Here is a 26,749-nt window from a genome sequence, read left to right as displayed (position 1 = left end):
TTGGAGTTATCTGATATTGAGGTGCATGAATCGAATGTTGGTTGGAGTTATCTGATATTCAATAAGGGAATAGTACTCAAAGCCGAGTCAAAATACAAGACTCCTGCAGGAAAGCAACAGCCGAAAATCCACTACAAAAGTTTGGGAAAACTTTTGTAGTTAGTTGAGGCGTTGCCTGCGGAAAGCGAAGTATTTTGACAAGGCTTTAATATGATATTCAGCATTTGGACTATAAACATCCTTTATCCTAGCTCTTATTCTTTATACCAGCCGAGGCCGATTGCTCCTTCACCTAGGTGGGTTCCGATTACAGGACCAAAGTAGCTGATATCTACCGTAATATTAGAATATTGTTTTTCTAACTCTTCTTTAATTGTTTGAGCTTCCTCTAAACGATTTGCGTGGATTACTACAGCACGAATTGGTACACCTGTGACCGCATCTTCTGCAAATAATTCAAATACACGCTTTAATGCTTTTTTCTTAGTACGTATTTTTTCAAATGGCACGATTTTTTTATCTACAAAATGAAGGATTGGTTTTACTTGTAGCATACTACCAATAAAGGCTTGTGCGCCATTTAAACGTCCACCACGTTGCAAATGTGTCAAATCATCCACAACGAAATAAGCACGCATCGCTTGTTTTATTTCATTTAAACGAAGTAATATTTGTTCAGAATTCTTACCTTGTTTGGCTAGTTTAGCTGCTTCTATCGCATAAAAACCTTGAGCATAACAGCTAATCTCTGAATCAAATGGAATAGCCTCTATCCCATCTGTCATTGTATTAGCAGTTGTAACAGTTTGGTATGTACCGCTAATACCACTAGACAACGTAACAAAGATAACTTCTTTATGATCTTTTGCTAGTTCGTTAAGCATCTCTGTTACTAAACCAATAGACGGCTGAGATGTTTTCGGTAATTCGCCATCTTCTTTTACTTTATGATAAAATTCGTCCGCACTAATATCGATTTCCTCACGGTACGTTTCATTACCAAACGCGACAGTTAACGGAACCATATGTATGCCTAATTCCTTACGAAGTTCTTCCGATATATACGCAGTACTATCTGTGACTATTGCAACCGTCATTTTATAATCGAACCTTTCTTTTTCCTAATTTAGATTACTTTCTATTCTACCTAATAATTAACGTATTGCATAGTCTAAAAAAAATTCAGTTTTATGAACCATCGATTATAAGATTATTGACAAGAATTTTAGTTACTTTTTATAAGTATATTACATTCAATTAGTAACTGTATTCAAAACCTCATTTGACAATTAGTAACACAAAAAGACAAAAAAGATACTCCTTAAACGTTAGTATGTTGCATTAGAATATTTCTACCCAACCTTTTTTGATTGCAATTACTACAGCTTGTGTACGGTCTTTAACTTTCATTTTCTGTAAAATACTGCTCACATGGTTTTTAACAGTTTTTTCACTAATGTATAAAGATTCCGAAATTCCACGGTTACTCTTACCCTCTGCCAATAGTTGTAGCACTTGGCACTCTCTACGTGTTAACAAATGAAGTGGTTTACGGTGATCTAATTCTTTTAACTTACTTAGTGACTGATCTGAACCACCATATACAGACTCTTCATCAGAAACTAAACGGCGATACTCTCTTACAAGGTTATGTGTGACTCTTGGGTGTAAGTAGGAACCACCATCGCTGACAACCGTGATTGCCTCAATTAGCGCATCTGAATCCATTTCTTTTAATAAGTATCCTTGAGCACCTGATTTTAATGCGTGGGTTACATAATTTTCATCGTCATGTATCGACAAAATAATCACTTTTACACCAGGGTATTTTTCTAGCAATTCTGCAGTAGCTTCAACACCATTTACATCTGGCATGTTGATGTCCATTAATACAACATCAGGCTTGTACTTTTTAACAAGGTCGATTGCCATGGAACCGTCTTCCCCTTCGGCTACCACGTTAAATCCATCTTCCATTTCTAAAATTCTTTTTACTCCTTCACGAAAAAGCTTGTGATCATCAATTAATACAATATTAGTCGACATAAAAACTCCTCCTCAAAAACTCCCTTTAAATTTATCTCTTTCTATCGTTCTTTCTTATTAAGCACTCTTTAGTATAGTAGTTCAGCTGCTAGTACTCTATTTATAGTAACAAAAGCTCAATAGAAAGAAAGATTATTATATGTTGTATTACGTGTGAGTTGCTAAATTCTGTAATTCCCACCTATTCTATTATAACCAAATTTCATTTTTTTGCATGGGATATCCTATTTATAAGATAGGAATAACGATTACTACTTTCGTTCCAGCCTCTTTACTAGAAGAAACTTTTAATTTTCCCTCTAGGATTTCCACTCGCTCATGCATACCCATTAACCCAAAGGATTTATCTCTCCTTTCTTTCGGATCAAACCCATTACCATCATCCACTACTACTGCTGTGACGCGATCTTTCAACAGTTCTATTTTCACTAGAATTTCTGTTGCGTTGGCATGCTTGATGGCATTTTGAATGGATTCTTGAATGAGTCGAAATAATGCCACTTCATATTTACTATCCAATCGTTCAGGAGACCCTTTATAAATAAAACGAATATTATTATGCTGTGCTCCCAATGTCGAGATATATTTCTTTATCGTTGGAATTAACCCTAAGTCATCCAATGCCATTGGTCGCAAATCATAAATGATTTTTCTTACTTCATATAACGAGTCTCTAATCAATTTCCGAATATCGCGCATTTCCTTTAGTGCGTGATCAACATCGCCTTTTTGGTAAATGCGTTCGATGATTTCTGAACGAATAAGGATATTCGCCAATGCTTGAGCTGGTCCATCATGCATTTCCCTAGATAGTCTGCGACGTTCTTCTTCCTGTGCTTCAATAATCTTCAAACCAAACTCTTGCTTTTCTTGAGCATCTTGCAGTATATCGGAAACATGTCTAAAGTCTTCATTTAAATAATTCAACACAACAGAGATTTTTCCTGCTAATCCATCTGCACGTTCTACCAATTGATCCAACGACCTTAGACGGAGTTCAATTTCATCGCGACGCTCTCGTAGTAGCTTCTCCTTATCACGCTTGATTGTTAGCTCTGTTTGCACTTTATGTGCCTCGTCGTATGCTTTACGAATTTCTTCCTCCGAGTATTTATTAAAGTTCTTACTAACTTTAGAAAGATGTTTCCTTGCTTCAGCAGCACGTCTCTCTAATCCTTCATTCTCTCCTATTACTACGATTACATCTTCACGAAGTTTCAATAATTCTTTATGTAGTTTTTCTTGTTCTTTTCTGGTGTCTTCTGAAATGAGGAATACTTCGTCCTTGCTCTTTTTTACTGTATCAATCATCTCATCTATTATATAATCTAATTCACGGTCCCTATTTACCATGGAAATAAACCCTCACAATCTTTTTCTCATTATATCGTACGAATGATTCAGTACTATTTATGGGGGACTATCGCTATACATTACCCGTTTTTAAAATTTTAACACCTTTATTTTATAAAATATATGAAAAAGTTTATTTTTTTTAGGAGGGGCAATGATGCTGGAGCGTTATTATACTGTAAAACCAGAAGGAACAGCCGAACAAATTATTCAAAAATCTCGTTTTCTAAGCTATGTCAAAAGAACAGAAACGGAAGAGGAAGCTCAACAATTTATTCAATCTATTAAGAAAAAACATGCGGATGCGACACATAACTGTTCCGCTTATATCATCGGAGAGCATGACCAAATCCAAAAAGCGAATGATGATGGAGAACCTAGTGGCACTGCAGGGGTCCCCATTTTAGAAGTTCTTAAGAAAAGAGAACTAAAAGATACTACTGTCGTTGTCACGAGATATTTTGGTGGAATAAAACTTGGTGCTGGCGGCTTAATTCGTGCTTATGCTAGTTCGGCAACATTAGGTGTGAATGGCACTGGTGTTGTAGAAAGACGACTTATGCAGGAATATTTAGTGACAGTTGAATATCCATTATTAGGAAAAATAGAAAATGACATTCAAAAGACTAACTTCCTACTAGATCAGATAGAATATACGGATAAAGTGACGTTGCACATTTTTGTTAATAGTGATGAAACAGATACTTTTATCGACTGGATGAATAATTTGTCCCATGCTGCAGCTGAAATAACTAAAGGCACAGTAACCTATAAAGAAATTGATGTTCCAAATCCATAATAACTATTATAATTATTCCCAGGGAAATATCATTTTATCAATTAATGGATACAAAAAGGCTATCCCCCTAATTACAATCCACATATGGGATAGCCTTTTCATTATTAAGTACGTTTCTATGGATTATTTCGTTTTGACAGAAACTAAATTAGATTGCTTTAATTCAGCACTCAATTTTTTTATAAAATCTGCAGATGAATTAATCTGTTCTTTTTCAGTAGCATCTATCATTTTTTGTAATATTGAACGATAAACCTCTTGTTCCTTCAAGGTCTCATCCCCTTTTCCTTACACTATTACAGTATGATTTATAGTTCATTTTGTGTATTTTTTTGTAATTTCCTTACTTTCCTTTTCCACACTCTTTCTAATACGAGAATAAACAAAATTCCTAATAAAGCACCGAAGCTATCTAAAAAAACATCTCCAATATATGGTGTTCGATTTGGTGTAATGCTCTGATGCCATTCATCGAATATAGCGTAAAGGCATGTACATATAAAGGCTAGAAGTAAAACAGCTCGGTTAATCGTATGTTTAAAAGAATAATAGAATAATATACATAGTATCATAAAAACAAACACGTGCGCGCCTTTTCGAAGGAAGAATTCTAAGTAGCCTTCTACTCCGAGCGCTTCCACACTTATGATACTTTGATTATATGTAAATACAAACGGTTCTAAGATTGGTCTTAAAAATGTGAAGTCAAACGTGTTTTCCAATAGTGGTTTCACATCTTGTTTTTCATAAGGTGTAGCAGATGAGTAGAAAATCATGCTCATCCACAATATCGTTAATAGCCAACTGCTTACTTTTTTATACATGGTAGATTCTCCAAATAATCGTTACAATTTCCAATAAACCTTACTAATTATATCATATCTTTTTGGAAAAGTAGTATATATTTGAAAAAGGGCTGTTCTTCTCTATCCCTATTATTACTATTCGCTATACCCTTTATTTTTTTGGTGGTTATGCTTACATTTTGTTCGTGCATTTTCTATTTTTAGTTAGTATAATAGTTGATAAGATATGCATTTTAAAGGAAAGAGCTGATTTCTATAAACGAAGCTCTAACCAAAAATGACTTCAATTAAGATCATGCGTGTGGAATGTTTCCAGCGCATTTTTCTTTTAAGGGGGATTACATGAAACGGACGATTTTATTTATCGCAATCTTGTTTATTGGTCTTATTCTTATAGGATGTAACAAGGAGGAAGTTATCACACCTGAAGATCGGCTAAAGGAATATGTAGACCATTGGAATTCTGGAGATTATGAATCGATGTACCAAATGCTTGCAAACGACGTATCACAAGAGGATTTTGTTGATCGTTATGAAAAAATTTACGGGGATTTAGATGTAGAGGAGCTTGAAGTTACATACTCGTCACAAGAAACGAATGAGGACGAAGAAGTAAACTGGGATGAAGTCGAATCTATGGTGTTTCCTTTATCTGTATCGATGACAACATTAGCAGGTCCAGTTGAATTTCAACGAGAAATGACCGTAGTAAAAGAAATGAAAACAGTCGAGGACGAAGAAGTCATGGATTGGGCGATAGAATGGGACGCAGGATTCATTTTCCCACAACTCGAAAATGAAGGAACCATTCGTATCAAAACAACGGAACCAAATCGCGGTCAAATTTTTGATCGAAACGGAAATGGTTTAGCTGAAAATGGCGATGTGTATGAAATGTCTGTTGTTCCAGAGAGATTTACTGAGAATGAAGAGGAAGAAAAAGAACAAGTAGCAGAAGTGCTAGGGATTACAGTAGAAGAAATTGAGACTGCTTTAAGTGCGAGTTGGGTTGAACCTCATCACGTTGTTCCTTTAAAGGTAGTTCCAACCATTCACGATAATGGTCTTGAGGAAGCAGTAAATGAAATTCCACCACTCACCTATCAAATGAAAACTGGACGAGTGTATCCGCTAGGTGAGAAAGCAGCACATCTAGTTGGATATATTGCACCAATGAATGCGGACAAATGGGAAGAAGTTGACCAATCAATTTATTCAGAAAATGATCTGATTGGTTATCGAGGATTAGAACAACTTTATGAGGAAGACTTACGTGGGGAAAGTGGTGTGCAAATCATCGCGGAGAGCGAAGGACAAGAGCCTGCAATCATAGCGGAAAAAGAGGTCCAACATGGTAAGGACATCACGTTAACCATTGATATACAAGTTCAAGCACGATTATTTGATGAATTAGATGGAGAAGCAGGTACAGCAGCAGCTTTACATCCTCAAACAGGAGAAGCATTAGCTCTTGTAAGCAGTCCTTCATTTGACCCTAGTGCATTTTTATATGGACTTAGTGCAGATCAGTGGCAAGAATGGCAAGATGATCCAAACAATCCATTGCTGAATCGCTTTGCTTCTACGTATGCTCCTGGCTCTGCATTTAAACCAATAACCTCAGCTATCGGTTTAAACAATGGATCCATTGACCCACAGGAGGAATTGGCAATCAGTGGATTAACATGGTCGAAAGAAGGTTGGGGCAATTACGAGGTGCGTCGAGTGTCTGAGTCTAGTAGTGGCAAAGTGGATTTAACGGATGCGCTTGTTCGTTCGGATAATATTTATTTTGCACAACAAGCACTTAAGATGGGGGCTGAACCTTTCATAGAAGGTTTACAATCATTTGGTTTTGAAGAAGATTTTCCTTTTACTTACCCTATCGCTAAAAGTACCATCTCTTCTGATGGAGACCTTTCTGAAGAAGTGTTACTTGCTAACACTAGCTATGGGCAAGGAGAAATTGAAATGAGTGTGCTCCATCTAGCAACAGCTTTTACACCTTTCTTAAATGAAGGGAACATGCTTAAACCGACATTGTTGATGGACGAAGAAAAAGGTGAAACGTGGAAAGAGTCCCTAATTACATCGGAGCAGGTCGCAATTATAAATGACGCCTTACGAAAAGTTGTTACAAATGGGACAGGAAGCAATGCAAATATCTCTAATGTTACTATTGCTGGAAAAACAGGAACAGCTGAGTTAAAACTAACGAAAGAAGAGAAAGACGGCCAAGAAAATGGCTGGTTCGTTGGTTACACGGAGGATGCAAGCATGCTTGTCGCTATGATGGTCGAACGGATTGAAGGTCAATCTGGCGGAAGTGGATATGTTGCTGAAAAAGTTGGAAATGTTATCGCTGACGTTGCTCAATAAATCATAGTTAGCATGACAAAGACCGAATCTCTATAAGATGGGAGATTCGGTCTTTTGATTATAGACATTGGGACATTTAATAAACATAACATTAATAAACTTTTTATTTAAACATTCTCCACTTGTTTACTCTTACTACTACGATATACGGCTTCTAATACTTTCATCTGATTCGTCATTTTTTCAGTGTCATAGTATAGTTCTTTATTTTCTAGTACAGCTTCTGCAAAATGCTCCACCATCAGTTTGTATTGATCACCAGGGAACTTATGCACGGTTCGCTCACCATTTACTTCTACGATAACGTTCCCTTCCATATTTTCATTTTCATCTGGTCGATATGATCCAGGTACGGTGATTCTCCCCTTCGATCCAGCAATTTCATAGATGTTTTGGCCATCTACATCAAAACTCGAGTCAAAAATACCTAGCTTACCATCTGCAAAATGCATGACACCAGCCATTGTTGTGTCTACTTGGAATTCTCCACGATTACTTTGTGCTGCATATACAGAGACAGGTTCTGCATTCAAAATATTTCGTATCGAATGTAATGCATAGCAACCGACATCAAACATAGAGCCACCTGCTAAATCTTCACTTAAACGAATATTAGAAGAATCGTTTAGGAAGAAAGTAAAGCTGGCACGCATCATTGCTACATCACCTATCACACCTTCTGCAATTAGGTCTTTAACCTTCTCATGTTGCGGATGGAATTGGTACATAAATGCTTCCATAAACTTGACGCCATTTCTTTCACAAGCGTCTGTCATTTCTTTTAATTCCTCTAATGATACAGCTACTGGTTTTTCACACAAAACGTGCTTCTTCTTTTCAGCAGCTTTGATTACCCATTCTTTATGTAATGCGTTTGGTAGTGGAATATACACGGCATCTATAGAAGAATCATCTAATAATTCTTCATAGCTTCCATAAGCCGTATCGATTTCCAAATCTTTGGCTACATTTTTAGCGTTCTCCATGTTACGGCTTGCAATCGCAACTACTCTTCCATTTTTGGATCGTTGAATAGCTGGAATTACTTGCGTTAGTCCTATCTTTGCTGTGCTCAAAACTCCCCATCTCATCATACTCATCCTCACCTTTCCGTTATGTAAGCGTCATCCCCAATTATTTTACAACACTTTCTAATGAATTCATATAAGAATGTTTATAAAATAGGAAAAGCTACTCAATAAGGTCGTTTCCCTATTAAGTAGCCTTTGCTTCACATATTTTTTAATAGTTCGGTATATTTTAAAAAGTCAGCTTCATTCTTTTCGTCTAATGCTTGATCAATCAAACGATGAATATTGCTCTTCTCTAGTTCCATAATTACAGCATTAATTTCATCGTGTGTTACATCCATTTTTGTTAATACCATATAAGGACTTAGAATACTAGCTAAATGTAATTGAAAATCTTTAATTCTCATTAAGTTTGCGACAGATATACTTTCATATTTCTTACCATTTTGGAAGACAAATATATCATTTTTATTTTCAACTTTTTGTGTAATCCGATTGATTCGAATTTCTCTAGCTTCTAGTGGTACAAAGTGATAAACGATTTCATTAATTACAATGGAGAAATACTGGTAAGCCAGGACAACTCTAATATGGTCCCCGTCATCCTTTACATAATACGGTTTAAACGTTTTAATGGTAGGCAAGCTAGACACCTCCTAAGGAATCCGTTTTCTATAGTCTGAGGCTTATTATTCTTATTTTACATCATATGCAGTAAAATAGAAAGCGTTTACAACTAATTCATTTAATTATTTTGTATACGGTTGGCCTATTCTGAAAGTCTTACAAGAATCATGTATACTTGAAGATATAGGGAGAGAATGTTATGAAGAGAAAAACAATGAGAGGACAACTTATTGGTCGACGCGTACTAAAAACCGCTGTTGCAGTTTTCATTACTGCATTCTTATGTGATTTACTTGGATGGCCACCAGTTTTCGCTGTAATAACAGCCATTGTTACGATTGAACCCACGGTTACACAGTCGATAAAAAAAGGATTTGTCCGGTTTCCAGCTTCTGCGATTGGATCAGCCTTTGCTGTTATACTGATTTATTTTTTCGGAGATTCCCCTATTACGTACACACTTGCCACATTGCTTACGATCATTGTTTGTTATCGTTTAAAACTACATGATGGATTACTTGTTGCTACATTAACAGCTGTAGCAATGATTGAAGTCATTCATTCGAACTTGTTTTATTCCTTTCTCATCCGACTTGGAACAACTACTATTGGTTTATCTGTATCTACGCTCGTCAACATGTTTATACTACCTCCTGATTACTCGGGGAAAATTAAAGGAAAAGTTGACCAGCTTTTATCAGATACAGGCGAAGAGTTAGCATTTGTTGTTCAACGAATGACGGATGGAACATTAGATAAGGATTTGGAAGAAGCAATTAACAAAAGATTACATGCTTCATTTTATGAAACAGAAAAATTAATCGACTTGCAGCTTGCTGATCTTAAATATAATCGTTTAGATGAAACATCATTAGAACGATTGGAATTAAAAGAGACAGAGCTTTATTATATCGAACGAATTCATTATCATATAGGGAATATGATGGATACCCCATTTCATGAATTACAATGGACAAAAGAAGAGAAAAATAGACTAAATAGTATGGTTTTTATGCTAGCTGATTTTATGAAGAATCCTGATGATTATAAGAAAGAGGTTTATCATACACAAGCTCTTCTATTACTAGATAGGTTTTGGGAAAGTAAACGTCCATCTGAAGACAATCGCACGAAGTTTTTCACACCAGAGGTTATTATTTTATATGAACTATTATCTATCTTCAGCTTAGCTGAAAATATATTGGATGAGTAAAAACTTAGAGCGGAACATTAGATAACTCTCGCGCAATATCGGATAAGACCTGTGAACATTAGATAACTCTAGCTCAATATCAGATATGGCCAGTGAACATTAGATAACTCTTGCGCAATATCAGATATGGTCGATGAACATTAGATAACTCTTGAGCAATATCGGATATGGTCGATGAACATTAGATACCTCTCGCGCAATATCAGATACGGCCAGTGAACATTAGATAACTCTGGCGCAATATCGGATATGGTCAGTGAATATTCGATTATCGGCATTCATCACGATAAAAACTTGATCGAGTCCAGAGTAAATTTTCTCCGTTTTTGTAAATCTAATGTTAGACCTGTGGAATCTAATGTTAACTTGCTATATCCGATTTAAAGTCTATGAAATCTAATCTTAATTCTGAATATCTAATCTTAAGCCTGTAGAATCCAATATTAAATGCGAATATCTGATGTTGAACACATTTAGAGTGAAAGAAACGGAATCCTCCTTTGGATTCCGTTTCTTTGTTTTACATTTTAAATTGTTGGACATTATCATTTAATTGTTTGGATAGTTCCGACAGTTGCTTTGTATTGTAGGTCATCTCTTCCATTGAGCTACTACCTTGCTGTGCGGAAGCAGCCGTTTGTTCGATACCTGCAGCTGATTCCTCTGATATAGATGCGATTTCCTCTACTGATTTACCTATATCTTCTGTTGCGCTGGTCAGATCGTTAATTCGATTTCCAACTGCCTGAAGCTTATCTACCATTCTACTAATGGAATCATTAATTTGTTCAAAGCTTTCACCTGTGTTTTCTATTTGCACCATTCCTTGTTCCACATCTTCGTAACCTTCTTCTAAAGATAAGGTAACCGAAGAAGATTCATTCTGAATTTGTGTCGTAATATTTGTAATATCACCTACGGAATGAGAAACTTGCTCCGCTAATTTTCTAACCTCATCCGCTACTACAGCAAATCCTTTACCATGTTCTCCCGCTCTTGCAGATTCGATTGCTGCATTTAAGGCAAGTAAATTCGTTTGTTCTGCAATATCTTGGACGACATCGACTAATTTTGTAATTTCTTGAGATTGTTTATCTAACGTACGAACTTTGTCTACAGCATCTTTCACCATAGCATATACTTTCTCCATTTGTGAGACAGAGTTTTCCATCATGTTCTTCCCTGTATCTGTTAACGTTAAAATTTCATTAGATGATTCCGTAAGTTCTTCACTACTATTACTCATTTCATTAAATCCTTGTGTAAACATGCTCACTTTTTCTGCAACATCGCTCGCATGATTTGCCTGTGTTTCTGCTCCAGATGCGAGTTCTTGCATTGTTACAGCAGTTTGCTCTGAACCTGTTTTCACTTCTTCTGCTGCTTGCTGCAGTAATGCACTCTGACTGTGAACCGAGCTCGATACTTCAACCGATTGGGAAATGAGCGTGCGCAAACTATCCTTCATCCGATTCATTGAATCTGCTAGAATACCAATTTCATCTTTAGAATCATTTTCGATATTGTTAACAGCGAGATTTCCGTTTGCTATTTCATTGCTTGTTTCAACGAGTCGATTTAATTTGCTAGAAATGGAGCGGTTTAGTAATACCATCATGATAATACTTATAACAATCGAAACAACGATACCTATTCCTAAAACAAACCATGTCGTGTAAAATCCTTGGTTTACATCCTCATTAGCACTCTGCATATCCTCATATACAAGATTCTTAAAATCTTCTACAGCACCTATTGATGCTCCTTGTATTAAACTAGCAGTGGTTGCAGCAGTTCTAGCCTCGCCTATTTCTCCTTGATCAATTAAGCTAATGACAGTTTCGAACTGACGATCTACTTCTTCACTTGCAAAATGTATTTGATTATATAATCGTTCTTGCTCCTCGGAGTTTAAATCTTCGGCTATACGGGCTTCGATTTCGTTATATTCTGCCTTCGCTTCCTCATACGTTTCTAAAATTTCCGAGCTTTGATTATCCATATACATATATAACTGACTCGTTTTCTCTCGGATAAGAGAACCTAATTCTGTCACTTCGACTGCTCGTTCCGCTCTTCTTTCCATTGATTCTATGTTACTTTGCATTTGCCACATAAAAAAGCTAACAACACCAATGGAAATAATAAATAAAGCTAACACAACTCCTAATACGACACTATACTTCCCACCGATTTTTAGATTCTGTAAAGCATTTAATTTCACTTTTTGTTTCTTTTTTTGCATTACTATTGTCCCCCATTGTACTATTTATGTATTTTTTATATGACCAAAGGAAATGTACATGCTTTCATTTTAACATGAACAGGTTAAAATTCCTACAAGTCCTTTAGTCCTAAATACTTATTTATTCATAAGTATCAATCGAACGGACTATAAATGTTATGATAAAAGAAATTTGGCGATTGCCTTCGTTGTACTTATACTTGGAACTTAATTTTTCCAAGGTGTAATAAAAAACTAGCACTTCTATATTAGATAGAATGCTAGTTTATACTTCCTATTTCATTTTAAATTGTTGTACTAATCGATTTAATCCCTCTGATAATTGCGATAATTCAATTGCATGATGAGAAACATTTTCCATGGCGCTAGTCACTTGCTGTGTGGAGGCTGCTGTTTCTTCAATTTGCGTGGCAGAAGTTTCTGAGATACTAGCAATCTCCTCCATCCACTCGTCCATTGTTTTTGTTGATGAAGTAATATGTGTAAGACTTTGAACGACGGTCTGAATATTATCTACCATATAACGAATGGAACGATGAATAGTCTCAAATGTTTCCCCAGTTTGTTTCACTTGTTTCGTGCCATTTGCAACTTCTGTATATCCTTCCTCCAGTGATTCCGTAACAGCATATGTCCCGTCTTGAATCGTTTTGGCTAAATGCTTAATATCTGTACTCGATTCCGCTACTACTCCTGCTAATTTCTTCACTTCCTCAGCAACTACCGCAAAGCCTTTTCCCTCTTCTCCAGCTCGTGCGGCCTCAATTGCGGCATTAAGTGCTAACAGATTTGTTTGGTCTGCTATTTCTTGAATCACTTGTACGTGCCGAGAAATTTCTTGTGACTGCTGATTTAACTGTTGCACTTCTGTTACCGTGTTTCCTACTAACTGATAGATTCGATTCATTTGAATCACAGAATCATCCATCATTTCTTTTCCGTTCATTGCTTGATCAAGTACTTCCAATGTAGAGGAATTGATATTCTCACCTAGTTCGTGAACCTCTCTTACTTCTTCGGTAAATTCCTTCATTTTCTTAGCAACGTTCATCGAATGATTTGCTTGTAACTCTGCACCTGATGCTATTTCTTGCATCGTAGTAGAAGTCTCCTCAGACGCATTTTTCACCTCTGTTGCAGACTGTCGCATCGATTTACTTTGATTATGTACCGTTTCGGATACTGTCCCTGTTTCTAAAATAATCGTTAATAAATTTTCCTTCATCTGATTCATAGACGTACTAAGGATACCAATTTCATCCTTGCCTCGATAAGCTAAACTCTCAGCTGTCAGATTACCATTAGCGATTTGATTACTAAGCTCTGCCACTTTACTTAAACTGGAAGACACTTTTCGATTGAGTAACACAATGATCAGAATACTTAGCGTTGTCGAGACAATTAAACCACCAAGAAGTATTACAATCGTAAATTGTGAAGATTCCATCGCACTACTACCAGCTTCTTTTCGCTTATCTGTAACAATTTGCTGTAGCGTATCGATATCTCTAATAGCTTTTTGCTGTAACTCGCTAGCTATATCTGCTTCATTTCCAGCCGCTTCTAGTTCACCTTGATTAACAAGTTTAACAACTTTGTCAAACTGAAGATCTACTTCCTTACTAGCATGATTGATTCGTTCAAGTAGCTCGAGTTCATATTCTGCTATAAGTTTCTTTTCTACCTGCTGATACATCGTAGCATACCGTCGATTACTTTCGATGTATCCTTCTACAATGAGATCGTCTTGCTCTTTCATATATTCATACATATTCATACTTTTTGCTCGTATTAGCGAATCCATTTCCGTAACATCTACAGAAACTTGACCTCTTTCCTCCATAAGTTCAATGTCTGATTGGATGTTCATGGTAAAAAACGTTACAATAGATGTAGAAAAAACAAACAATCCTAAAACGAGTGCTAAAACGATACCGTATTTCGTTCCTATTTTTCGGTTGTTAAAGGAATATTTCTTTTCTTTTCTCTTTATTTTCATTTACATATCCCCCTCATAAAGCGTATAGAAGTCGCCAAATTTTAGAGAAGGCAATTCCTCTCGTTACGCTACTTGTTGGAACCCTTCCCTAGTAATTTATGTACGTTATCTCTGATGTCAGTCATGTTGGTATGTCTATCTTATCATTACTATAGACCTAGTTTTGTTAGAGTTTTTTTAATTTTTTGTAAATTAGTTTTAATAAAAGGGTGTAATGTATGGAATTAACATTCGTTTCGGAAGAAAGTTTTCGAATTAATTATGGGAAAGAGTTTTCATTAGAAAAATATCACCAGTTACTTTATATACGAGATCAACTTTTAAATATAGACGCGATAACTGAGGCAGTTGTCGGGTATACAACATTAACTGTCTATTTCAATCCTTTTCGTCTTACGTATAATGAAGTAAGAAAAGTTGTAGTCCCTTACTTAACACAACAGACAGGAAATCAACCAAACGGAAACGTTATAAAAATTCCAGTGTGCTATGAAGGAGAATTTGCACCAGATATACAGGTCGTAGCAGACTATCATGCGATAGATACGAATGAGGTCATTCGCCTACATTCAGAGAGAAACTATCAGGTTCTTTTTCTCGGCTTTGCACCAGGTTTTCCTTTTCTTTCAGAGGTAGATTCAAAGATTGCAACACCTAGGAAGAACAATCCGAGAAGAGAGGTACATCGCGGTTCGGTCGGTATTGCAGGTAAACAAACAGGAATTTATCCCTCTCCTTCTCCAGGGGGCTGGCAAATAATTGGACGTACACCTGTTCACTTATTACCAATGAAAGAGAATCAACCGACACTCGTTCAACCAGGTGATTTTATTCAGTTCTATCCGATTAGCCAACAAGAATTTTTTAACTTACACGAATTTGAGCACAAATAGCACGTTAGTTGATTGAGGTGTTTACACATGTCCTTAAAGATTATCGAAGAAGGCTTATATACAACCATTCAAGATTTAGGAAGAAAAATGCGCTCCTACGGTTTCTCAACTGCTGGTCCAATGGATATACAAGCAATGCGCCTAGCCAATTTAATTGTTGGGAACGATGAAAATGCAGCAGTTATTGAAATGAGTCTAATCGGACCGACGATTCAATTTGATTGTGATGCACTAATTGCAGTAACTGGTGCGGATATGAGTGTAAACGTGGAAAAGGAAAACTTAGATAGATACAGGCCAATTTTTATTAAAAAGGGAGACACGGTTCAATTACGACCTTCGAGAAAAGGGGCTTACGGGTATATTGCTGTTAGAGGCGGAATTCAAACACCTAAAATTTTAGGTAGTAGAAGTACCGTCATGCGCGCAGATATCGAAAGTATTACAGGAAGGCCATTACGTAATGGTGATCAAATTCCATTGAAAGAGCTAGACCTTTCCCTTCACGATTGTAATTGGTACATCCCCGACTTTATTAATGAATATATAGGTAGTCAATCTCAAGTCGTCCATTATATAAGAGGTCCACAATTTGATTGGTTTCATGCAGATAGCTTTTCACAACAAAAGTGGCAAATTAGTAGTCAGTCCAACCGAATTGGTTATCGATTACAAGGGGAGCCAATAAAGACGAAGCATACGGGAGATTTGTTAACCGAGGCGACTTCTTTTGGCACGATTCAAGTCCCACCAAATGGTTTGCCAATCGTTTTAATGGCGGACGCTCAGCCAACAGGTGGTTATCCAAAAATCGGACAAGTAATTGAAGCTGATTTACCAAAATTAAGCCAGTTATCCCTTACTGGAACCGTGCAGTTCAAAGAAATAACGGTAGAAGATGCATATAAGCGCTTAGTTGAGCAAGAGGCGTTCTTTCAAAAGATGAGATGCTTTATTAATGAAAAATATAGATTTTGATAGGAGATGATACGTAATGGATTTGAATTGCGATCTCGGGGAAAGCTATGGCGCTTTTCGTATGGGAAATGACGAAGCTATTCTTCCATATGTAGATTCCGTAAACATCGCTTGTGGTTATCATGCAGGGGATCCAACAATTATGCAAACTACAGTAAAATTAGCTAAAGAGCATGGGGTGAAAATTGGAGCTCATCCTGGCTTTCCTGACTTACATGGATTTGGTAGACGAAACCTCCAAATGAGTCCACAAGAAATTTATGATATGGTGCTTTACCAGTTAGGTGCTTTGCACGCTTTCACAATAGTAAACGAAACGACTATCCATCATGTAAAGCCACACGGCGCATTATACAACATGGCTGCTGTTGATTACACGGTAGCATCTGCGATAGCAAATGCAGTACATGATTTTAATCCTACTATTATTTTATACGGCTTAGCGAAAAGTGAGTTAATTCGTGCAGGTAAAGATGTGGGGTTAACTACATGGAATGAAACGTTCGCGGATCGCCGCTATGAAGAAGACGGTACCTTGACCTCTCGCAATACAAATGGAGCTGTCATTGAAACGGAACAAGAGGTAATCGAGCAAGTTCGATTACTGTCACAAGGGAGAGTAAAAACGATTACAGGTAACATTATCTCTCTTGAGACAGATACAATTTGTGTTCACGGAGACAATAAAAATGCAGTAAAGCTTGTTCAAACAATTCGTGAAATGTTTAATTAACAAATAGGGAAAAGGCTGAGTCAAAAGTATTTAATCATAGTACAAGCCGAACGATTCGCTAGAAACAGTTCGATTTGTACCTTTTTAAAATTCTTCGCTAAAACACTTCGCTTTCCGCAGGCAACGCCTCAACTAATTACAAAAGTTCAATTGAACTTTTGTAATGGATTTTCAGCTGTTGCTTTCCTGCAGGAGTCTACGTGTTTTTGCTACGTAATTTTTCATATCTCATTTTTTAATTGTTCGTCTTTAATGTTGTAAGGTTTGTTGTGTCCCCACATCTTACCATGATGACTATGTACATCGCTGAATATTACCGGTACCGATATTTTAATAAAAATCGATCCGTTAAATCAGAAGGTAGTTTTTTAACTGCTCGCTGCCATAATAAAAGATGTAAATAGGCAAATACGCTAATAATAGCTATTCCTAGAACTGGCGTAATGACTGTCACGCCAACATAAAGCCCAATTAAAAGGAGAATAATTAAGAGCTGAGGTAAAATTGCTACCGATACGAGCGATGCATTTTTCCAAAGTTGAAATCCTTTTAAATGGGATGTGACCGTAAAGGGAACAACAGAAATCAATGTTAATACGATAAGACTAGCCATAAATAAAAGAATATACATAGTTGTATGTAACAGCTGTTGTACATATTGAAAATTCCAAGCGATTAAAAGAGAGAGCATCAACAGATTCATACTGCCAATTACCGTTCGTCTAAAGTAAGCCTTAAACGAAGGAAAAAATGTCTTCCATATCCCAATATCTACCCCATTTTTTTGCCATTCGACAAGCACGGCATACATGGCCATAGTTGCTGGGATAACTGTTACGACACCTAACGAAAAGAAGAGCCAAAAGAATTGTAGAGCACTAAATGCTGCAACAACGTACAAAATACGAAAAAAAAGTGCTTCACCCTGTTCCATAACTACACCTGCCTCTTCTACATTGTTAGTATCAGTTTAGCCGGTTAGCAAGAAAATAAACCAAAAAACAAGGGTTTTTAACGTTAATTTTTGGAAACTTTTAGTCCGATAGAAATTACCTTGCTGATTTTCGAATAACTATTTCAGGATCAACAAGATAGCACGGCTCTACTTTTTCCCCGTTAATTAAGTCATGTAAAATTTCCGCAGCACGTTCACCAATCTCCAACTGATCCTGTTTCACCGTCGCTAATGCTGGTTCGCTATATCGACAAGCGTCTATGTCGTCACAGCCGATTACCCGGATATCTTCAGGTACGCGCAAGCCTCTCTCCTTAATTGCCTCGATTGCTCCTAACGCCATCATATCCGATACGGCAAATACAGCTTCAGGTAAAGAGTCACTATCCAAAATATGCTTCATTTGTTCATAACCACTTTCTTCAAAGTAATCTCCAAATCGAATCCACTCCGAGGAAGTTTCCATTTTGGATAGTTTCAATGATTGAAGAAATGCTTCTTTACGCGTTGCAGTTATTAGTGATTCTTCTTGACCGCCTATAAATGCTAATTTCTTTAAACCTAACTCATGAAAATAACGAACTACTAAGTTAGATATTTTTGCGTTATCTGTTGTTATATAGGATGATTGTTTTCCTGTCAGCTTCAGGTCAATCCCAACTGTTGGTATGTCACTTTGGTCAAGATCATAAATTGCCCCCTCAACCCTTTCTCCAGTTACAATGAGACACCCATCTAGTTGATAATGTTTACACCTTGCTACGTAATCTTCTATTCCATTATTAAACGATGGATTGGAAAACATAAGTAAATCGTATCCCAGTTGTCCAATTGTATTTTTAAATGAATTAATGACTGAGTTAAAAAAAGGATGTGCAAACTCAACGTGCACTTCTCCAGCATAAATAAGCCCAATTAGATTTGATTTTTTCGTTGCTAGTGCTTTTGCTGAAAAGCTTGGAACATATCCTGTCTCATCAATTACTTTCTTCACTTTTTCAATCGTCTTCGGACTTAGACTACCTGTTTGATTGATTACTTTGGAAACTGTCCCTGGTGAAACTCCAGCCATTTCTGCAATATCGCGTATCGTCCATTTTGTCATCGTTCATCCCTCAAATTGTGTTTTTTGATTCCAGTCTAATAATCTATTACTTCTATTTAGCGCTTATTTTAAGTACCTGTCAAGAAAAGATGATGATTGGCGATACCGTTGCATGCTCATCTATAGTTGGTCGTTAAAAAAGCTGTAGAGGATTTTTTCCCCTACAGCCTTTTGATTACAAAAATTGAATAGAAAAAGTATACTCATACGATTGGTTTGCAAACAAGCGATATTCTGGATGTGTTTTTTGTCCCCAACTATCATCGCCACCAACACCCATTTGCCAGCCATTCACCCGAATCGAAACTTTATTCGATTTAGCGAGCAGATGATGATGACTTGCTTCCTCCAACTCAAATGGTGTATATGGAATGGCATTCACTTCAATAGTTGGCGAACCAGAGATTCGAAGTCCATTACCATCTTGATCCTTCACATTTAGCCAGCGAACACCGACTTTATTTCCGCTTTCTTGTGGTTTTAAGTAAGGCTCTAATTGATCTTGAACTTTACCTTCATGTATCGCTATTTTTCCACTCTTTTGACGATCCCAATATGTCTCATGTGGACCTTTGCCATACCATTCTAAATTTTCATAAGACGCATCCATTTCAAATCGCATACCAATCTCCGGTATGTTCGGCAAATCTTTTCCTGGTAGTAGTTTGTAATGAACATCGATTTGACCAGTAGTATAAATGGTATAGCGAACATTTACTATACTACGTGAGGTTGTTGGCACTTCGAACGATGCAATTATTTGTACATGATCATCGTTAATTTTATGAGAGACATTAAGTAGTTCCCTTTTTAAACTAGCTTCTCTCCATGTCTTACTATCTTGGTCTACATGTGAACCGCGATCGTTATCAATCATTGCTCGCCAGAAATTTGGTACAAGTGGAGATGTAATAAGCTCCTGATTTTCTACTTTATAAGATGCTAGCATTCCCAATTGAAAAGAAGTTTCAAAATTAGCGCCTTTCACATCAATCTTTTCATCGCTACTCTTAACCTCGAGTTTATCTTTAGAGTTTGATTTGTTTACTAATTGTAGCACTGGAGGAATAACAAATTGTTCAAATGCTAGTTCATGATCTTGCTTCGCCCACTCTGGAGCATCTTTATCGATAACAGACAGCGTAATTACATGTTCTTTTGCACGATTCCATTCTTCCAGATCGAGTTCGATACTAATTTCTTCTTTTTGACCAGCGGCAGTCGTTAATTCCACAATACCAGAACGAGTAATCATTCCATCTTCCGCAACGGTCCAAACAAGCTGCATTCCAGTTAAATCTCGAAACAGATGTTTATTAATAATCTCAAACTGCCCTTTTGCAAGATCAATTTCTTCTATATCTATGTTTCGATAACAAGCTTTTACTTCTTCTAACTTTGGAGAGACTTTTCCATCTGCAAATATCAGTCCATCACCAGAAAAGTTCCCATCATGTGGAGATTCACCAAAATCCCCACCGTAGGCTAAATATTCTGTTCCGTCTTCTGTTTGATGGCGTAATGCTTGGTCCTTCCAATCCCAAATAAATCCGCCTTGCAAAATTTCATATTTATCAAACAGTTCTGTGTACTTATATAAGTTTCCAGTCGAGTTCCCCATCGAATGACTATATTCACAAATAATATAAGGTTTTTTATTCACGCCTGGTTGAGTCGCATAACTTTCCATCTCCTGGGGACTGCGATACATGGTGCTTTCTATATCGGAAGCTGCGTTAGAGGCACGATAATGAAAAACACCCTCGTAATGAACCAAACGTGTAGGGTCTTCCTTTTTAAAGTAATCGTACATTTTCAAAAAGTTGTCGCCACCAAATGATTCATTTCCTAATGACCAAATAAGAATCGATGGGTGATTTTTATCACGTTCATACATAGAGCGACTTCGATCCAGGACATTCTCTGTCCATTCCGGCTTACTTCCTGGCAAAGCTCCTTCTTCCTCTTGTTGACCGTAACGCCATGTACCATGTGTTTCCAAGTTCACTTCATCAATCACATAAAGTCCATATTCATCACATAAGTCGTACCATTTGGGATGGTTCGGGTAATGCGATGTACGAACTGCATTAATATTATATTGTTTCATTAATAGAATGTCTTGACGCATATCTTCCTCTGTTACCGCTCTCCCGTGATCTGCTGTAAATTCATGTCGGTTCACACCTTTAAATATAATCCGCTTCCCGTTTAGGTGCATAATGTTTCCTTTTAATTCAAACTGGCGAAAACCTATTTTTGTAGCATAGTAAGCAATCGGTTTATTTTCAGAAGTTTTCAGAATAAAAACGAGCTTATAGAGATTCGGTTGCTCCGCGCTCCACTTTTTTGGATTGTTTATTTGCGTGGTTGTCGTAATCGAACTGTACTCTTTCTCATTAATATCAAGCTGCACGATTTGCTTTGATATCGGTTCATCCTCATCAAATAAAACGACCTCTAGCTGAGCTGAGTCGAACGTATCTTTAAAATAATTCACTACATCTGTTTTTACTTCCAAAGTTGCGTCCTTATATTCGCTGTCAAAGTAAGTACGAACTCGGTGATCGTATACATGTAATTTCGGTAGTGCGTATAGATAAACATCACGGAAAATACCACTTAATCTCCAAAAATCTTGATCTTCTAGCCAACTAGCGTCTGCCCAACGATAGACTTCTACAGCTAGCTTATTTTCCCCGCGCTGATTTAGATACGGAGTAATATTGAATTCTGCCTGGGTAAACGTATCTTCGCTATACCCTACTAATTCACCGTTAACCCATACGTAAAATGCAGCTTCTACCCCTGCAAAATGTAAAATAACTGGCTGATTATCCCATTCTTCTGGTGTTTCAAAATTAGTAACATATTGGCCAACAGGATTGTAATTAGTCGGTGCATATGGCGGCTGAATCTCATCATGCTCTATCCACGGATATCGAGTATTCACATATTGAGGATAATCGTAACCTTGTAATTGCCAATGTGCAGGTACCTTGATTGCCTCCCAGTTCGAAGTATCAAAATCTATCGCTTCGAACCCCTTAAGTTTTTCCGACGGCCTTTCCGAAAAGTGAAACTTCCAATCTCCATTTAAACTTTTATAATAAATGGATGTTGCTTCTTGAAAAGTTAAAGCACCTTCCTCCGTGGCATGTGGAATAGCCATTGCATGTGCTGGCAAACGATTCAGTTGGAATATGTCAGGATTATTATTCCATTCCGGGTAACCATTTTCTGGTGGTTGGTAGCTAAATTTTGATTTATTTAGTATCATAAACATACATCCTCCCTTTATTGTTGTAATCGCATACAAAATACTGGGTTGTAATTTTTTCTGACTACTTTTAGAATAAAATAGCTAAGTAAAATAATCAAGTTAAATTTTACTAACTTTACTTAATGTATGAATGGAAGTGTTAAAATATGGCTACAATTAAGGATATTGCAGAAAAGGCAGGCGTTTCGATTGCAACGGTTTCTCGCGTGTTAAATTATGATTCTACTTTATCTGTTGGCGAAGATACAAAAAAGCGTATCTTTGAGATTGCCGAACAACTTTCCTACACGAAAAGAAAAGCGAGAAAAAAAGTGTACCGCAATATCGCGTTTGTGCACTGGGTAAATGACCAACAAGAGTTAGAAGACCTCTACTACATGGGGATACGCCACGGAATTGAACAGCAAATGGAGAAATACCATTTAAATTTAGTTAAATTTTTAGTCGATGAAATTGAAAAAATACCATCCGATATTGATGGTTTAGTTGCTGTTGGTCGTTTTAATCGGGAACATATTGAAGCTTTTCATCAGTTAACCGAGCATGTTGTCTTGATAGATTCGGACTTCGAACATGATGGCTGTGATGTTGTATTAACCGATTTTTCCAAAGTAATTCGTCAGGCAGTTGATCATCTATTATCCATTAATATTGACTCGATTGGCTTTATCGGTGGAAAGGAAACATTAAAGGGATCCATCCAACCTACAACAGATATTCGAGAAAGGTATTTCAGAAGTTATTTAGAAGAAAAAAACATATTAGATGAAACGAAACTGATTACAAGTGGATATGATGCAATGAGTGGCTATCACGCAATGAAGACCTATTTAGAAACTAGTATATTAGAAAGTCAAACTGCTTTTATTACTGCAAATGATCCGATTGCTATAGGTGCAATGAAGGCAATTCATGAAAAAGGCTTACAAATTCCTGAAAATATTGCAATAGTGGGTATTAATGATATTAGCATTTCCCAATATTTGTATCCTGCTTTAACTACTGTTAAAATAGAGAAAGAATTAATGGGTATGACTGCTATTGACTTACTCATGGAGCGATTAAAAGAAGGTAGAACGATTAGTAAAAAAGTTTATATTGATACTGATTTAGTCGTTCGTGAAACTACCGTTAGTTCTAGTAAATAATATGTGTAGGAGGGATGTAATTGTCTGTATCATGGTACGTACCGAGAATCATCCTCACTGTCTTAATTTTAAGTAGTTTATTTGTTTCCTATTTTGTTTCTTTGGAATGGGGTCAAATCTGCTTAATTAGTAGTATGTTACTTTCTTTACTGTACCTATTTATTGAAGGCGGCATACGAAAGAGAAGCAAAAGCTCAACGGATTAAAATTTCCTACCAACATTAGATTCTTCTAGGGTAATATCGGATATTAGCTGTCCAATATTAGATTGTCGCATTTAAAATCAGATTCTGGCTAAGCAATGTCGGATATCAGGTGGTTAACATTAGATTCTTGGCTCCTAACATCAGATTGGTACTCAGTTGACCCCACTTCCCCGTGAAGTTTCTATCTATTCACCTATGGGAGTTATTCGACATTGATAGCCGCTTATTCTATTTTGACATATGCATATCTGATTTTGATAACCATTAATCCGATTTTCACAATCACTTATCCGATTTTCACAATCACTTATCCGATTTTCACAATCACTTATCCGATTTTCACAATCACTTATCCGATTTTCACGACCACTTATCCGATTTCCACGACCACTTATCCGATTTTCATACTCCATGATGTAAAAAGCGCTTGAAGATAGTCTTCAAGCGCTCATCTTTATTCTAGTAATGAATCGAAAAATTCAGGTGTTTTGTCCATACTTTCTCCATTATGGATTAAGACAACCCACTTATCCTCAAAACCTGCAATATCATTAAAGACATCTAAATGATTCGTTCCGATTCCGTAGATCTCTCCTGTGCCAAAATCCTCAAGAGCTACTTCTTCCTGCTCCAACGCTTCTAAATCTAGAAACTCATTTAATGGTCGAAGTCCATCCTGCTCAAGCAGTTCTAAACCGTAGTCCTCTTCTACAACCATAGCATCTACCATTCCAACCGCAATACGAGCAACGAGTTTTTGTACTTGCTCTGGCGATTGGTGACCTAAGGAACCACCTTGATGCATAATGTAATCAACTGCTATCTCAAAATCATCAAAATAATTCTCATTTAAGTCTGCACGTAATATATCCACTTGTTCATATGGAATAGGTGCCACTACCATAACGTTATATTGAGGCGGTGTCTCTTTAAATATATTTACTAGCATAGAAACAATAAAGGCTATAAGAGCTATGGATCCAATAATATGCCACTTATAATATTCCCAAATGTAATCAACTGCTTCTTTAAATGTCATCGTTTTCAGTGTTTCGATTAACTTTTTCATGTAATCTGTATTCCCCTTCAGCGTACGATCTATGTACATAGTATATCATAAAGAAGCCGTTTTCTTTAGCGAATTTGTATAGTAATTTTGTGTAAATATCCTAAGTAATAAGATAGCCACCGGTTAACTGCCCGATGGCTACCTATTGAAAAAATATGACATATTATTTTAATTGGTTCTCCAACCAAGGAATTGACTTTCTTCCGCTGATCTGATGCTTTCCAGGGAAAATATCATAGTCAAAGTTTTCAGAACGACTTTTGTAACCATCCTGCACTTCCTTAATAGCCTGACGCGTATATTCAACTGGGAAAATATGATCCTGTTCTCCCGCTTCAATAAATAATTTTCGAGGAGCTATTAAGCTAATCCATTCAGGTAATTCAGCATAATGCAAAATTCCCGGGATATAGTTATCGATACAATGACGTATTGACATAATGCTGCCCTTAAATGTATTTGGATAACAAGAAAGAACAACTGCTTGTGGACGCTCGTCGAGTACAGCCGTAAATGTTGAAATTACCGAACCACCGGAGAATCCCATCATACCAATATTGTCTTTTATTACGTCATCTTGAGTTTCGATAAAATCAAGTACTTTACGCGCTTCCCATACCCTTAGCCCAGCTAGCGTTTTTCCTTCCATAAGTAGGTTTTTCGACATTGCTTCACACGAATTAATATTACTTGCTTCTATATCTCTTTTTAGTCTGCGTGTCCCAAATCCAATAACTTCTGGAAGGAAGACTTTCAAACCTCGCTTTACGAGCTTCAATGCAAATTGATTATGAATCGTAGGCTCTGGTTCTGGTTCGCCATCTATAGTTAAGCCGATCGCTTCATTTACACCTGTCCCATGCCCATGAATAGCCAATACGGTTGGATGGACGGTCTTGCCAGTTTTCGGAGTCAATATGTACATCGGTATTTCTAGTAATTCTGTAACTGGCAACATCACATATTCACTTGTATATTCATCAAACTCTTTTACTTCTATTACGCGAGGCTCTTGCTGTATCACATTTTCATCTAGATAGGTAAAATCACCGAGCAATTTCGAAAGATTTGTTTTAAGCGTATGTTTTCTTTCAACAGGTCCTACTGCTTGAAAAGCTTCTTCCATCGCATGTTCATACATTTCATCGAATAGTTTATCTAACGAATTCAATTCCTATCACCTCACTAATATTGTAAAAAACTTCGTTCCAATCCTTTCACATTTTCGTCCAATCAAAGCCTATCGTATTTAAAAATGATTTAGCCAAAATAGTGTGTCCCGTCTGATTTGGATGCACGCGATCCCACGCTAATGCTGCAGCATATAGGTCGTCAAGTACTTCCAAAAATGCATCTTGGGTATCAATAAAAATCGTTCCTTCTTCTTCGGATATCTTTTTCACAATTGCACCATACTCATCCATTTTCGCACGCATTAAATCCGACGCATTTTGTTCAATGTAAAACGGAGTCATTAATACAATTTGCTTAGCTACAGCTTGAGTTTCTTTTACGAGTGAGCGCAATGTTTCCTCATATTCTTCTATATATACGTGGTGCTCCTTTATATTTGGTGAGTCGAATTGACGCCAAACATCATTTATTCCAATCATAATAGAAACCCAATCAGCTTCCTGACTCATGATATCTTCTTGCCATCTAGCTTTTAAGTCTCTAACCGTGTTTCCAGAAATCCCCTTATTCACTACTCGAACTCCTAATTCAGGATAAGTAGATTGTAAGAAAGAATCTACAATAGATACATAACCATTTCCAAGTGCTTGAAATAGTCCCTCTCCCTCTGGCTTCGCTCGATCACAATCCGTTACTGAATCTCCAATAAAAATTAGTTTATCTCCTTTTTCCAAAAGCATAACACAC

At 36.8% G+C, this 26,749-nt stretch carries 23 protein-coding genes; 8 read left to right on the top strand and 15 right to left on the bottom strand.

Annotation, left to right across the window (positions count from 1 at the left end; all coding sequences use genetic code 11):
• Nucleotides 1-254: 254 nt before the first annotated feature.
• From GGQ92_RS05255 to GGQ92_RS05245, 3 genes are all read right to left on the bottom strand, one after another.
• Nucleotides 255-1,097 carry a DegV family protein gene (locus GGQ92_RS05255; protein ID WP_184245329.1) on the bottom strand — a complete coding sequence of 281 codons (843 nt, stop codon included), beginning with the start codon at nucleotides 1,095-1,097 and terminating at the stop codon, nucleotides 255-257.
• Between the two features lie 244 nt (nucleotides 1,098-1,341).
• Entirely contained in the window at nucleotides 1,342-2,046 is a 705-nt protein-coding gene (locus GGQ92_RS05250) for a response regulator transcription factor (RefSeq protein WP_184245327.1), read from the bottom strand.
• Nucleotides 2,047-2,274: 228 nt separating this feature from the next.
• The gene (locus GGQ92_RS05245) at nucleotides 2,275-3,399 is read right to left on the bottom strand and encodes a sensor histidine kinase (RefSeq protein WP_184245325.1); all 1,125 of its coding nucleotides are present in this window, start codon (nucleotides 3,397-3,399) and stop codon (nucleotides 2,275-2,277) included.
• 157 nt (nucleotides 3,400-3,556) lie between these two features.
• On the opposite strand from GGQ92_RS05245, the gene GGQ92_RS05240 reads away from it, so the two are divergent.
• On the top strand, nucleotides 3,557-4,198 hold the full coding sequence (locus GGQ92_RS05240; protein WP_184245323.1) for a YigZ family protein: 642 nt from the start codon (nucleotides 3,557-3,559) through the stop codon (nucleotides 4,196-4,198).
• A gap of 123 nt (nucleotides 4,199-4,321) precedes the next feature.
• Here the strand turns inward: GGQ92_RS05240 and GGQ92_RS05235 are convergent, their stop codons facing one another.
• Nucleotides 4,322-4,468 (bottom strand): hypothetical protein, encoded by a 147-nt coding sequence (locus tag GGQ92_RS05235; RefSeq protein ID WP_184245321.1) that lies wholly within the window; start codon nucleotides 4,466-4,468, stop codon nucleotides 4,322-4,324.
• A gap of 38 nt (nucleotides 4,469-4,506) precedes the next feature.
• The gene (locus GGQ92_RS05230; protein WP_184245319.1) at nucleotides 4,507-5,022 is read right to left on the bottom strand and encodes a VanZ family protein; all 516 of its coding nucleotides are present in this window, start codon (nucleotides 5,020-5,022) and stop codon (nucleotides 4,507-4,509) included.
• Between the two features lie 324 nt (nucleotides 5,023-5,346).
• Here GGQ92_RS05230 and GGQ92_RS05225 point away from each other — a divergent pair, with 324 nt between their 5' ends.
• The gene (locus GGQ92_RS05225) at nucleotides 5,347-7,383 is read left to right on the top strand and encodes a penicillin-binding transpeptidase domain-containing protein (RefSeq protein ID WP_184245317.1); all 2,037 of its coding nucleotides are present in this window, start codon (nucleotides 5,347-5,349) and stop codon (nucleotides 7,381-7,383) included.
• Nucleotides 7,384-7,490: 107 nt separating this feature from the next.
• On the opposite strand, the gene GGQ92_RS05220 is transcribed toward GGQ92_RS05225, so the two are convergent.
• The gene (locus GGQ92_RS05220) at nucleotides 7,491-8,474 is read right to left on the bottom strand and encodes a Gfo/Idh/MocA family protein (protein WP_343068763.1); all 984 of its coding nucleotides are present in this window, start codon (nucleotides 8,472-8,474) and stop codon (nucleotides 7,491-7,493) included.
• Nucleotides 8,475-8,614: 140 nt separating this feature from the next.
• A complete protein-coding gene (locus GGQ92_RS05215) occupies nucleotides 8,615-9,067 on the bottom strand; it encodes an IDEAL domain-containing protein (RefSeq protein ID WP_425486378.1) in 453 nt (150 codons plus the stop codon).
• Nucleotides 9,068-9,240: 173 nt separating this feature from the next.
• Here GGQ92_RS05215 and GGQ92_RS05210 point away from each other — a divergent pair, with 173 nt between their 5' ends.
• Nucleotides 9,241-10,254: an FUSC family protein gene (locus GGQ92_RS05210; RefSeq protein WP_184245310.1), complete on the top strand. Its 1,014-nt coding sequence runs from the start codon at nucleotides 9,241-9,243 to the stop codon at nucleotides 10,252-10,254.
• A 520-nt stretch (nucleotides 10,255-10,774) separates the two neighbouring features.
• On the opposite strand, the gene GGQ92_RS05205 is transcribed toward GGQ92_RS05210, so the two are convergent.
• Together GGQ92_RS05205 and GGQ92_RS05200 are read right to left on the bottom strand one after the other, a co-directional pair.
• A complete protein-coding gene (locus GGQ92_RS05205; RefSeq protein WP_184245308.1) occupies nucleotides 10,775-12,499 on the bottom strand; it encodes a methyl-accepting chemotaxis protein in 1,725 nt (574 codons plus the stop codon).
• Between the two features lie 274 nt (nucleotides 12,500-12,773).
• Nucleotides 12,774-14,498, bottom strand: coding sequence for a methyl-accepting chemotaxis protein (locus GGQ92_RS05200; protein ID WP_184245306.1), 1,725 nt, complete (start codon nucleotides 14,496-14,498; stop codon nucleotides 12,774-12,776).
• Between the two features lie 218 nt (nucleotides 14,499-14,716).
• Between GGQ92_RS05200 and pxpB the strand changes: the two genes are divergently transcribed.
• Genes pxpB through GGQ92_RS05185 form a run of 3 tightly spaced genes read left to right on the top strand, consistent with a single transcriptional unit; the run spans nucleotide 14,717 to nucleotide 17,102 of the window.
• The gene (gene pxpB, locus GGQ92_RS05195) at nucleotides 14,717-15,391 is read left to right on the top strand and encodes a 5-oxoprolinase subunit PxpB (RefSeq protein ID WP_184245304.1); all 675 of its coding nucleotides are present in this window, start codon (nucleotides 14,717-14,719) and stop codon (nucleotides 15,389-15,391) included.
• 27 nt (nucleotides 15,392-15,418) lie between these two features.
• Nucleotides 15,419-16,369 (top strand): 5-oxoprolinase subunit C family protein, encoded by a 951-nt coding sequence (locus GGQ92_RS05190; protein ID WP_184245302.1) that lies wholly within the window; start codon nucleotides 15,419-15,421, stop codon nucleotides 16,367-16,369.
• Between the two features lie 16 nt (nucleotides 16,370-16,385).
• Nucleotides 16,386-17,102: a 5-oxoprolinase subunit PxpA gene (locus GGQ92_RS05185; protein ID WP_184245300.1), complete on the top strand. Its 717-nt coding sequence runs from the start codon at nucleotides 16,386-16,388 to the stop codon at nucleotides 17,100-17,102.
• Nucleotides 17,103-17,415: 313 nt separating this feature from the next.
• On the opposite strand, the gene GGQ92_RS05180 is transcribed toward GGQ92_RS05185, so the two are convergent.
• The 3 genes from GGQ92_RS05180 to lacZ form a co-directional block, all read right to left on the bottom strand.
• Nucleotides 17,416-18,036: a DUF624 domain-containing protein gene (locus tag GGQ92_RS05180; RefSeq protein WP_184245298.1), complete on the bottom strand. Its 621-nt coding sequence runs from the start codon at nucleotides 18,034-18,036 to the stop codon at nucleotides 17,416-17,418.
• A gap of 115 nt (nucleotides 18,037-18,151) precedes the next feature.
• Nucleotides 18,152-19,162 carry a LacI family DNA-binding transcriptional regulator gene (locus GGQ92_RS05175; protein WP_184245296.1) on the bottom strand — a complete coding sequence of 337 codons (1,011 nt, stop codon included), beginning with the start codon at nucleotides 19,160-19,162 and terminating at the stop codon, nucleotides 18,152-18,154.
• Between the two features lie 175 nt (nucleotides 19,163-19,337).
• The gene (gene lacZ, locus GGQ92_RS05170) at nucleotides 19,338-22,442 is read right to left on the bottom strand and encodes a beta-galactosidase, LacZ type (protein WP_184245293.1); all 3,105 of its coding nucleotides are present in this window, start codon (nucleotides 22,440-22,442) and stop codon (nucleotides 19,338-19,340) included.
• A gap of 149 nt (nucleotides 22,443-22,591) precedes the next feature.
• Here lacZ and GGQ92_RS05165 point away from each other — a divergent pair, with 149 nt between their 5' ends.
• Complete coding sequence (locus tag GGQ92_RS05165; RefSeq protein ID WP_184245291.1) at nucleotides 22,592-23,593, top strand: LacI family DNA-binding transcriptional regulator; 1,002 nt, start codon at nucleotides 22,592-22,594, stop codon at nucleotides 23,591-23,593.
• 20 nt (nucleotides 23,594-23,613) lie between these two features.
• The gene (locus GGQ92_RS05160) at nucleotides 23,614-23,799 is read left to right on the top strand and encodes a hypothetical protein (RefSeq protein ID WP_184245289.1); all 186 of its coding nucleotides are present in this window, start codon (nucleotides 23,614-23,616) and stop codon (nucleotides 23,797-23,799) included.
• Nucleotides 23,800-24,253: 454 nt separating this feature from the next.
• Here GGQ92_RS05160 and GGQ92_RS05155 read toward each other — a convergent pair whose 3' ends face one another.
• From GGQ92_RS05155 to GGQ92_RS05145, 3 genes are all read right to left on the bottom strand, one after another.
• Nucleotides 24,254-24,868 carry a hypothetical protein gene (locus tag GGQ92_RS05155; protein ID WP_184245287.1) on the bottom strand — a complete coding sequence of 205 codons (615 nt, stop codon included), beginning with the start codon at nucleotides 24,866-24,868 and terminating at the stop codon, nucleotides 24,254-24,256.
• A gap of 163 nt (nucleotides 24,869-25,031) precedes the next feature.
• Nucleotides 25,032-26,039, bottom strand: coding sequence for an alpha/beta hydrolase family protein (locus GGQ92_RS05150; protein WP_184245285.1), 1,008 nt, complete (start codon nucleotides 26,037-26,039; stop codon nucleotides 25,032-25,034).
• Between the two features lie 46 nt (nucleotides 26,040-26,085).
• Nucleotides 26,086-26,742: an SGNH/GDSL hydrolase family protein gene (locus GGQ92_RS05145; protein WP_184245283.1), complete on the bottom strand. Its 657-nt coding sequence runs from the start codon at nucleotides 26,740-26,742 to the stop codon at nucleotides 26,086-26,088.
• Nucleotides 26,743-26,749: the final 7 nt, after the last annotated feature.

This window comes from Gracilibacillus halotolerans (assembly GCF_014206945.1).
Classification (GTDB): Bacteria; Bacillota; Bacilli; order Bacillales; family Amphibacillaceae; genus Gracilibacillus; species Gracilibacillus halotolerans.
The sequence above is the reverse complement of the archived record's forward strand: the minus strand, read 5'-3'. Positions and strand labels throughout refer to the sequence as shown.

Bases quoted from the DNA above. Each gene is read 5' to 3' on its own strand.
- GGQ92_RS05210 (WP_184245310.1), top strand. From the start codon at position 9,241: ATGAAGAGAAAAACAATGAGAGGACAACTTATTGGTCGACGCGTACTA.
- GGQ92_RS05250 (WP_184245327.1), bottom strand. From the start codon at position 2,046: ATGTCGACTAATATTGTATTAATTGATGATCACAAGCTTTTTCGTGAA.
- pxpB (WP_184245304.1), top strand. From the start codon at position 14,717: ATGGAATTAACATTCGTTTCGGAAGAAAGTTTTCGAATTAATTATGGG.
- lacZ (WP_184245293.1), bottom strand. From the start codon at position 22,442: ATGATACTAAATAAATCAAAATTTAGCTACCAACCACCAGAAAATGGT.
- GGQ92_RS05155 (WP_184245287.1), bottom strand. From the start codon at position 24,868: ATGAAAAAGTTAATCGAAACACTGAAAACGATGACATTTAAAGAAGCA.
- GGQ92_RS05255 (WP_184245329.1), bottom strand. From the start codon at position 1,097: ATGACGGTTGCAATAGTCACAGATAGTACTGCGTATATATCGGAAGAA.
- GGQ92_RS05205 (WP_184245308.1), bottom strand. From the start codon at position 12,499: ATGCAAAAAAAGAAACAAAAAGTGAAATTAAATGCTTTACAGAATCTA.
- GGQ92_RS05190 (WP_184245302.1), top strand. From the start codon at position 15,419: ATGTCCTTAAAGATTATCGAAGAAGGCTTATATACAACCATTCAAGAT.
- GGQ92_RS05225 (WP_184245317.1), top strand. From the start codon at position 5,347: ATGAAACGGACGATTTTATTTATCGCAATCTTGTTTATTGGTCTTATT.
- GGQ92_RS05185 (WP_184245300.1), top strand. From the start codon at position 16,386: ATGGATTTGAATTGCGATCTCGGGGAAAGCTATGGCGCTTTTCGTATG.
- GGQ92_RS05220 (WP_343068763.1), bottom strand. From the start codon at position 8,474: ATGAGATGGGGAGTTTTGAGCACAGCAAAGATAGGACTAACGCAAGTA.
- GGQ92_RS05230 (WP_184245319.1), bottom strand. From the start codon at position 5,022: ATGTATAAAAAAGTAAGCAGTTGGCTATTAACGATATTGTGGATGAGC.
- GGQ92_RS05240 (WP_184245323.1), top strand. From the start codon at position 3,557: ATGCTGGAGCGTTATTATACTGTAAAACCAGAAGGAACAGCCGAACAA.
- GGQ92_RS05180 (WP_184245298.1), bottom strand. From the start codon at position 18,036: ATGGAACAGGGTGAAGCACTTTTTTTTCGTATTTTGTACGTTGTTGCA.
- GGQ92_RS05200 (WP_184245306.1), bottom strand. From the start codon at position 14,498: ATGAAAATAAAGAGAAAAGAAAAGAAATATTCCTTTAACAACCGAAAA.
- GGQ92_RS05245 (WP_184245325.1), bottom strand. From the start codon at position 3,399: ATGGTAAATAGGGACCGTGAATTAGATTATATAATAGATGAGATGATT.
- GGQ92_RS05175 (WP_184245296.1), bottom strand. From the start codon at position 19,162: ATGACAAAATGGACGATACGCGATATTGCAGAAATGGCTGGAGTTTCA.
- GGQ92_RS05165 (WP_184245291.1), top strand. From the start codon at position 22,592: ATGGCTACAATTAAGGATATTGCAGAAAAGGCAGGCGTTTCGATTGCA.
- GGQ92_RS05145 (WP_184245283.1), bottom strand. From the start codon at position 26,742: ATGCTTTTGGAAAAAGGAGATAAACTAATTTTTATTGGAGATTCAGTA.